The 9,946-nt window shown below is 69.8% G+C and carries 2 protein-coding genes and 1 pseudogene; all 3 read left to right on the top strand.

All coding sequences use genetic code 11. The features are described 5' to 3' along the window. The first annotated feature begins 328 nt into the window (after nucleotides 1-328). The 3 genes and pseudogenes from ACZ4XX_RS39915 (at nucleotide 329) to ACZ4XX_RS39905 (ending at nucleotide 9,850) form a co-directional block, all read left to right on the top strand. Nucleotides 329-3,697 (top strand): CARDB domain-containing protein, encoded by a 3,369-nt coding sequence (locus ACZ4XX_RS39915; protein WP_468512717.1) that lies wholly within the window; start codon nucleotides 329-331, stop codon nucleotides 3,695-3,697. Nucleotides 3,698-3,837: 140 nt separating this feature from the next. Beyond that, nucleotides 3,838-8,016 (top strand): annotated as a pseudogene (locus tag ACZ4XX_RS39910) (discoidin domain-containing protein); the annotation flags it as partial. A 415-nt stretch (nucleotides 8,017-8,431) separates the two neighbouring features. Continuing rightward, nucleotides 8,432-9,850: an extracellular solute-binding protein gene (locus ACZ4XX_RS39905; protein WP_468512716.1), complete on the top strand. Its 1,419-nt coding sequence runs from the start codon at nucleotides 8,432-8,434 to the stop codon at nucleotides 9,848-9,850. Nucleotides 9,851-9,946: the final 96 nt, after the last annotated feature.

Raw genomic sequence — 9,946 nt, 5'->3', positions numbered from 1 at the left:
CCCCCCCCCCCCCCCCCCCCCCCCCCCCCCCCCCCCCCCCCCCCCCCCCCCCCCCCCCCCCCCCCCCCCCCCCCCCCCCCCCCCCCCCCCCCCGGAGCCGTTTTTCGTTGACCTGCGGGGATGCGGTGGCCCAACCCCCGTTTCTGTCACGGCTGTTGACAAAGCGGTGACCTGCTAGAAACCTGACACCGCGGCGGCGCAAAAGATTAACGAAAATGCTCAATAAGTTTGTATCCCGCCGTCATTCGTTGTCAGAGTTCCGCTGGGTTCCTGGCGAGAGGCCCTGTGCCGGCTCCGAGCCGGAGGCCCAGCACACGGAGAGGCCCATATGAGAGGCAAAATCCTGAGCTGGCGGCTGACGATCGGCGTCCTGATCGCCGGACTGATCGCCGTCGGACTCCTGCCCGTCACCGCCTACGCGGCGGCCGCGACCAACCTCGCCCTCGGCAGAACGGCGACGGCATCGGGCGGTCACGGCGCCTACCCGGCCGGCAATGTCACCGACGGCGGCCAGCAGTCCTACTGGGAAGGCCCCGCCGGATCGTTCCCCCAGTGGGTGCAGGTCGACCTCGGCGCCGGAACCCGCGTCGACGGCGTCGTCCTGAAGCTCCCCACCACCTGGGAGGCCCGCTCCCAGACCGTCGCCGTGCTCGGCAGCACCGACGGCAGCACCTTCACCACCCTCGCGGCGCCCCAGTCGCGGGCGTTCGACCCCGCCGCGTCGAACACCGTGACCGTCGGCATCACCTCCACGACGACCCGGTACGTCCGCGTCCAGGTGACGGCCAACAGCGGCTGGAACGCGGCGCAGCTCTCCGAGGTCGAGGTCTACGGAGAGAGCGGCGGCCCGGTCGACCCGCCGCCCACCGGCACCAACCTCGCACGCAACAAGCCCATCGAGGCGAGCTCCGCGACCCAGACGTACGTCGCGGCCAACGCCAACGACGACAGCACCACCAGCTACTGGGAATCCGCCGGATTCCCGGCCGACCTCACGGTGAAGCTCGGCGCCAACGCCGACGTCACGGCCGTGGTCGTCAAGCTCAACCCGGCCCAGGTCTGGGGCCCGCGCACCCAGGCCATCCAGGTCCTCGGGCGGGAGCAGTCGGCCTCCGGCTTCACCTCGCTCAAGGCACGGGCCGACTACGCGTTCAACCCCTCCACCGGGCAGAACACCGTCACCATCCCGGTGACCGGCCGCTACGCCGACCTGCGGCTGACCTTCTTCTCCAACACCGGCGCCCCCGGCGCCCAGGTCGCGGAGTTCCAGGTCGTGGGCGCGGCGGCTCCCGGCCCCGACCTCACCGTCACCGATCTGACCTGGACTCCGTCCACCCCCTCCGAGACGGACACCGTCAGGGTCGACGCCACCGTGCGCAACGCCGGCACCGCGGCGTCCGCCGCCACGACCGTCGAGGTCAGTGTCGAAGGCGCCGTGGCAGGGTCCGCCCAGGTCGGCGCGCTCGCCGCCGGCGCCTCGGCGACCGTCCCGGTCACCGTGGGCAAGCGGCCCATGGGCTCGTACACCGTCTCGGCGGTGGTCGACCCGACCGACACCGTCCCCGAGCAGGACAACGGGAACAACAGCCGGACGGCCGCCGTGAAGCTGGTCGTCGGCCAGAGCCCCGGCCCGGACCTGCGGGTCACCGGGATCGCCAGCAACCCGACCAGCCCCGCCGTCGGTTCCGCCGTCACCTTCACCGTCGCGGTCCAGAACCGCGGCACGACCGCCGCCGCAGGCACGGTCACCCGGCTGACCGCGGGCACCACCACCCTCAACGGCACCACGGGCACCATCGCCGCGGGCCAGACGGTCAACGTGCCGATCTCCGGCAGCTGGACCGCCACCACCGGCGGTGCCACGCTCACCGCGACCGCCGACGCCACGGGCACCCTCACCGAGACCGACGAGAGCAACAACGTCTTCTCGCGCTCCCTCGTCGTGGGCCGGGGCGCCGCCGTCCCGTACACCGAGTACGAGGCGGAGGACGCCCGCTACCAGGGCACCCTGCTCACCGCCGACCAGAAGCGGACCTTCGGGCACACCAACTTCGCCACGGAGTCCTCCGGCCGCAAGTCGGTCCGGCTGGGCACCACCGGTGAGTTCGTCGAGTTCACCTCCACCAACCCGGCCAACTCCATCGTCGTGCGCAACTCCGTGCCCGACGCCGCCGCGGGCGGCGGCGCCGATGCCACGATCAGCCTGTACGCCAACGACGTCTTCGTCCGCAAGCTGACCCTGTCGTCCAAGCACAGCTGGCTCTACGGCAGCACCGACGACCCCGAGGGACTCACCAACCGTCCCGGCGGCGACGCCCGGCGCCTCTTCGACGAGTCCCACGCCCTGCTCGCCCAGTCGTACCCGGTGGGCACGAAGTTCCGCCTCCAGCGCGACGCCGGGGACTCGGCGTCCTTCTACATCATCGACCTGATCGACCTGGAGCAGGTCGCGCCCCCGGCCGCCAAGCCGGCGAACTGCGTCTCCATCACCGAGTACGGCGCCGTCCCCAACGACGGCATCGACGACACCGACGCCCTCCAGCGCGCGGTGACCGCCGACCAGAACGGCCAGATCCCCTGCGTCTGGATCCCCGCCGGCCAGTGGCGCCAGGAGCAGAAGATCCTCACCGACGACCCGCTCAACCGCGGTCAGTTCAACCAGGTGGGCATCCGCGACGTCACCATCCGCGGCGCGGGCATGTGGCACTCCCAGCTCTACACCCTCACCCCGCCGCACGAGGCCGGCGGCATCAACCACCCGCACGAGGGCAACTTCGGCTTCGACATCGACCACAACACCCAGATCTCCGACATCGCCATCTTCGGCTCCGGAGCGATCCGCGGCGGTGACGGCAACGCCGAGGGCGGCGTCGGCCTCAACGGACGCTTCGGCAAGGACACCAAGATCAGCAACGTCTGGATCGAGCACGCCAACGTCGGCGTCTGGGCCGGCCGCGACTACTCCAACCTCCCCGAGCTGTGGGGCCCCGGAGACGGCCTGGAGTTCACCGGCATGCGGATCCGCAACACCTACGCCGACGGCATCAACTTCGCCAACGGCACCCGCAACTCGACCGTCTTCAACTCGTCCTTCCGCAACACCGGCGACGACGCCCTGGCCGTCTGGGCCAGCAAGTACGTCAAGGACACCTCGGTCGACGTCGGCCACGACAACCACTTCCGCAACAACACCATCCAGCTGCCCTGGCGCGCCAACGGCATCGCGGTCTACGGCGGTTACGGCAACACCATCGAGAACAACATCATCTCGGACACCATGAACTACCCCGGGATCATGCTCGCGACCGACCACGACCCGCTGCCCTTCTCCGGCCAGACCCTCATCTCCAACAACGCCCTGCACCGCACCGGCGGCGCGTTCTGGAACGAGGACCAGGAGTTCGGCGCCATCACCCTCTTCGCCCAGGGCCAGCCCATCCCCGGCGTCACCATCCGGGACACCGACATCCTCGACTCGACCTACGACGGCATCCAGTTCAAGACGGGTGGCGGCGAGATGCCGGACGTGAAGATCACCAACGTCCGCATCGACAAGTCGGTCAACGGTTCCGGGATCCTCGCGATGAGCGGCGCCCGCGGCAGCGCGACGCTGACCGGCGTCACCATCACCAACTCGGCCGAGGGCGACGTCCTCGTCGAGCCCGGTTCCCAGTTCGTCGTCAACCGGACCGGCTGACCCCCTGCACCACGCTCCGGTGGCCCGCGGCGGCGGGCCACCGGAGCGCACCCGCACGCCCCCACCCGTGAGGAACCCCCTCACCCAGTCGCGCCCCGCCGCCCGACCGGCGACGGGGCCGAAAGCGAGACAGAGGACAGATGACCATCCGCAACTGGAGATCACGGAGCCTGAGCGCCGTGATCGCGACGAGCCTCCTGGCACTGGGAGGACCCCTGATGTCCGCCCAGGCGGCGGGCGGCCCCAACATCGCCCTGGGCGACCCGGCCGCGGCCTCCGGCGCGCTCGCCGAGTACGGCGCCGGGAACATCACCGACGGCAACCAGGGAACGTACTGGCAGAGCGCCGGCAGCAGCATGCCCCAGTGGGTGCAGGTCGACCTCGGCGCCACCACCCGCGTGGACGAGGTGGTCCTGAAGCTGCCCGCCGGCTGGGAGAGCCGCAACCAGACGCTGTCCGTCCAGGGCAGCGCCGACGGCACGAGCTTCGCCACCCTCGAGAACTCCGCGTCCTACACCTTCGCCCCGGGCGCGGCCAACACCGTGACGGTCTCCTTCCCGGCCACCCAGGCCCGGTTCGTCCGGGTCGACATCACCGCCAACACCGGCTGGCAGGCCGCACAGCTCTCCGAACTGGAGGTGCACGCCGCCGACGGATCCTCCGTCAACCTGGCGAGCGGCCGCACCCTGACCGCGAGCAGCCACACCGAGGTGTACACGGCGGGCAACGCCAACGACGGCAACCGGGCCAGCTACTGGGAGAGCACCAACAACGCCCTCCCGCAGTGGATCCAGGCCGACCTCGGCTCCTCCGTCCGCGTCGACCGGGTCGTCCTCCGGCTTCCCGACGGCTGGGGCGCGCGCAGCCAGACCCTCAAGATCCAGGGCAGTGCCAACGGCACCGCTTTCAACGATCTGACCGCCTCCCAGGCGTACACCTTCGACGCCGCCGGGGGACGGGCCGCGACGATCACCTTCGACGCGGCCACGACCCGGTACGTCCGGGTCCTCGTCACGGCGAACAGCGTCCAGCCCGCCGCCCAGCTCTCCGAACTGGAGGTCTACGGGCCGACCTCGGGTGACACCCAGGCACCGTCCGCACCCGCGAACCTCGCCCTCACCCAGCCGGCCACCGACCAGATCAGGCTCACCTGGAACGCCGCCACCGACAACACGGGCGTCACCGGCTACGACGTCTACGCCAACGGCACCCTGCTGACGAGCGTCGCCGGGAACGTCACCGCCTTCACCGACACCCGGCCGGCGAACCAGACGGTCACCTACCGGGTCCGCGCCAAGGACGCGGCGGGCAACCAGTCCGCCGACAGCAACGCCGTCACCCGCACCGGCGACACCGGCGACACCCAGGCCCCGACGGCGCCCGCGAACCTCGCGCTCACCGAGCCCACCGCCGGCCAGATCAGGCTCACCTGGAACGCCTCCTCGGACAACACGGGCGTCACCGGCTACGAGGTCTACGCTGACAACGTCCTGCGGGGCAGCGTCGCCGGGAACGTCACCGCCTACACCGACACCCAGCCGGCCTCCGCGACCGTCACCTACCGCGTCCGCGCGAAGGACGCGGCGGGCAACCGGTCCGCCGACAGCAACGCCGTCACCCGCACCGGCAGCGGCGGTACCGGTTCCAACCTCGCCGTCGGCAAGGAGATCAACGCCTCCTCCACCGTCCACACCTTCGTCGCGGCCAACGCCAACGACAACAGCCTCAGCACCTACTGGGAAGGAGCCGGCGGCAGCTACCCGAACACCCTGACCGTCAAGCTGGGCTCCAACGCCGACGTCGGCAGCCTCGTCCTCAAGCTCAACCCGGACACGGCCTGGGCGACCCGCAGCCAGACCGTCGAGGTCCTCGGCCGCGAGCAGAGCGCCACCGGCTTCAGCGGCATCGCCGCCGCGAAGAGCTACACCTTCGACCCGGCGGGCGGCAACACCGTCACCATCCCGGTCTCCGCCCGCGTCGCCGACGTCCAGCTGAAGTTCACCGCCAACACCGGCTCCGCGGCCGGCCAGCTCGCCGAGTTCCAGGTCGTCGGCGTCCCCGCCCCCAACCCCGACCTCGAGGTCACCGGCCTCACCACCACGCCCGCCTCGCCCGTCGAGTCGGACCCGATCACCGTGAACGCCACCGTCCGCAACACCGGCCCGGCCGGCGCACCGGCCAGCGCCGTCGCGCTGCGCCTCGGCGGCACCAAGGTCGCCACCGCGCAGGTCGGCGCCCTGGCCGCCGGCGCCCAGACCACGGTCAGCGCCTCCATCGGCGCCCGCGACGCGGGCAGCTACCAGCTCAGCGCCGTCGCCGACGAGGCGAACGCCGTCGTCGAGCAGAACGAGTCCAACAACACCTACACCCGGCCCACCGCCCTGGTGGTCACGCCGGTCTCGAGCTCCGACCTGGTCGCCGCATCGGTGACGACCTCCCCGTCCAGCCCGTCCGCCGGTGACGCCGTCACCTTCAAGGTGGCCCTCAGGAACCAGGGCACCGCGGCGAGCGCGGCGGGCGCCCACGGCGTCACCCTCAGCCTGACCGACTCGACGGGCGCCGTCGTCAAGACCCTGACGGGTGCCCACAACGGAGCCCTCGCGGCCGGTGCGAGCGCCGAGGTGAACCTCGGCCCGTGGACGGCGGCCAACGGTTCCTACACGGTGAAGACGGTCATCGCCGACGACGCCGACGAGCTTCCGGTGAAGCGCGCCAACAACACCTCCACCCAGCCCCTCTTCGTCGGACGCGGCGCCGACATGCCGTACGACATGTACGAGGCTGAGGACGGCACCGTCGGCGGCGGAGCCACCGTCGCCGGGCCGAACCGCACCATCGGCGACATCGCGGGCGAGGCCTCCGGCCGCAAGGCCGTCAGCCTGGACGCGACGGGGGAGTACGTCGAGTTCACCGCCCGGCGCTCGACCAACACCCTGGTGACCCGCTTCTCCATCCCGGACTCACCGGGCGGCGGCGGCATCGACTCCACCATCAACGTCTACGTCGACGGGGTGTTCAAGAAGTCGCTCCCGCTGACGTCGAAGTACGCCTGGCTGTACGGCGCCGAGGCCGGTCCCGGCAACTCCCCGGGCTCGGGCGCACCGCGCCACATCTACGACGAGGCGCACCTCCTCCTCGGCGAGACCGTCCAGGCGGGCAGCAGGATCCGGCTCCAGAAGGACGCCGCGAACACCTCGACGTACGCGATCGACTTCGTGAACCTGGAGCAGGTCGCCCCGGTCGGGAACCCGGATCCGGCCGCGTACGCCGTGCCCGCCGGATTCGGCCACCAGGACGTGCAGAACGCCCTGGACAAGGTCCGTATGGACACCACCGGCACGCTCGTGGGTGTCTACCTGCCGCCGGGCGACTACCAGACGGCGAGCAAGTTCCAGGTGTACGGCAAGCCGGTCAAGGTGGTCGGCGCCGGTCCGTGGTTCACCACCTTCCACGCGCCGTCGACCCAGGACAACACCGACGTGGGCTTCCGCGCCGAGGCGGCGGCCAAGGGCTCGCTGTTCAAGGGTTTCGCCTACTTCGGCAACTACACCTCGCGCATCGACGGACCGGGCAAGGTCTTCGACTTCGCGAACGTCAGCGACATCGTCATCGACGACATCTGGAACGAGCACATGGTGTGCCTCTACTGGGGCGCCAACACCGACCGGATGACGATCAAGAACTCCCGGATCCGCAACCTGTTCGCCGACGGCATCAACATGACCAACGGCTCGACGGACAACCACGTCGTCAACAACGACGCCCGGGCGACCGGTGACGACAGCTTCGCCCTGTTCTCCGCGATCGACGCCGGCGGCGCCGACATGAAGAACAACGTCTACGAGAACCTCACCACCACCCTGACCTGGCGAGCGGCGGGCGTGGCCGTCTACGGCGGCTACAACAACACCTTCCGCAACATCCATATCGCCGACACGCTCGTCTACGCGGGCATCACCATCTCGTCCCTGGACTTCGGCTACCCGATGAACGGCTTCGGGACCGACCCCACAACCTTCGAGAACATCTCCATCGTCAGGGCGGGAGGCCATTTCTGGGGCTCCCAGACCTTCCCGGGCATCTGGGTGTTCTCCGCCTCCAAGGTCTTCCAGGGCATCAGGGTGAACCATGTGGACATCGTCGACCCCACGTACAGCGGGGTGATGTTCCAGACGAACTACGTGGGCGGGCAGCCACAGTTCCCCATCAAGGACACCGTGTTCACGGACGTCTCGATCACCGGCGCGCGCAAGAGCGGTGACGCGTTCGACGCCAGGTCCGGGTTCGGCCTGTGGGCCAACGAGATGCCCGAGTCGGGGCAGGGGCCCGCCGTGGGCGAGGTGACCTTCAACGGGCTGCGGCTGAGCGGCAACGCGGTCGACATCCGTAACACCACCTCCACCTTCAAGATCAACGTCAACCCGTAGTCCGGCCGGCGGGACATCCCGCCCCTACCCCCGCGAGGCCGATGCAGGTGGCTTGCAGCCACTTGCATCGGTCTTGCGTGCGTTCTGTCGCCCGCCCCGCGCGACCGGGCTCCCGGTCCCGGCCGCAAGCCCCTGAACTGTCGGTTTCCTGAGCAGTCAACCTCGCCCATCAGCCCTCGCCTGTCAGGCAATTACGAAATCAGCGCGATATCTTGCGTTCACTTGTTGATGGTGGTTGAGTGTGCGACGCCCCACAACGCACAGGCGGTGGGGCGACCTCCACGTTCAGGCCCGAAGGGGACCACCCATGAGAAGTGCCCGGTTCCGCCGTACGCGCCGCGCCAGCGCGGTCACCCTCGTCTCCGCGCTCACGCTGACCGCGCTCGCCGCCTGCGGCACGAGCAGCAGCAACAACAACGGCAGCGGCGGTTCCGAGGGCGGTGGGTCCTCCGACCCCACCGCCCCGCTGGACCCGAAGACCAAGGTCACGCTCACGATCGACTGCATGCCCCCCGCGGCGAAGGCGGCCGAACTCAAGGAGTGGAAGGAGGACGTCGCCGAGTTCAACAAGACGTACCCCAACGTCACCATCGAGGGCCGCTCCACCCCCGGCCAGTGTCTGGAGCCGCCGCGGTTCACCGCGATGCTCAAGGCCAAGTCCCAGCCGGACATGTTCTACACGTACTTCACCGACCTGCCGCAGGTGCTCTCCGAGGACGGCGCCGCGGACATCACCGCGTACGTCAACGACAAGAGCGTCCCGCTCCTCAAGGACATCGACCCGAACGTCCTCGGCTCCCTCAAGCAGGACGGCAAGCTGTACGGCCTCCCCACCAGCAACTACACCATGGGCCTGCTGGTCAACCGCAAGCTCTTCACCCAGGCGGGCCTGGACCCCGACGCCCCGCCGCGCACCTGGGAAGAGGTCCGCACCGCCGCCAAGAAGATCGCCGGACTCGGCAACGGCATCGCGGGCTTCGGCGAGTACAGCGCCGGCAACACCGGCGGCTGGCACTTCACCGCCCAGATGTACAGCGTCGGCGGCGAGGTCGTCGACGCGAGCGGCAAGAAGGCCGCCTTCAACAACGAGCTCGGCAAGCAGGTCGCCAAGAACCTCCACGCCATGCGCTGGGAGGACGACAGCATGGGCAAGACCCAGCTGCTCAAGTGGGGTGACCTGCAGAAGCAGATAGCCACCGACAAGCTCGGCATGTTCCTCGCCGCCCCCGACGACATCGCGTACATGGTCCAGCAGCTCGGCGCGAAGTACGAGAACTTCGGCATGGGCCCCATCCCCGGCGCGAAGAACACCCTGGCCGGCGGAAACGGCTACATGATCAAGAAGGGGATCTCCGGCGACAAGATCAAGGCCGCCATCGCCTGGCACAACTTCAAGAACCTCACCGTCGGCAAGGGCCAGTTCGACTGGTCCCGCACCAAGAGCGACGCCCTCCCCGTCGGCGTCCCGCAGCCCAACTTCTGGCTGAACGAGTCCAAGACGAAGGACGACGCCGCCCGCGTGACCGACGCCACGATGCCGGTCGCGAACTTCAAGACCTTCATGGACAACCCCGTCGCCGGCAAGGCCGAGCCCCCGAAGGCGCAAGAGGTCTACAAGGTCCTCGACAACGTGATGTCCGGCCTCCTCACCAACAAGGACGCCGACGTCGACAAGCTCCTCGCCACCGCCGAGGCACAGGTCAACCAGGTCCTCGCCACCCAGTGACGGGCACCGGGGGGGGGGGGGGGGGGGGGGGGGCCGGCCGCCCCCCCCCCCCCCCCCCCCCCCCCCCCCACCCTCAAAGGACCCATCTTCAACCCC

The organism is Streptomyces sp. NPDC029956, assembly GCF_055574655.1.
Note: the sequence above shows the minus strand (reverse complement) of the source record. Positions and strands in the feature narration are given on the sequence as shown.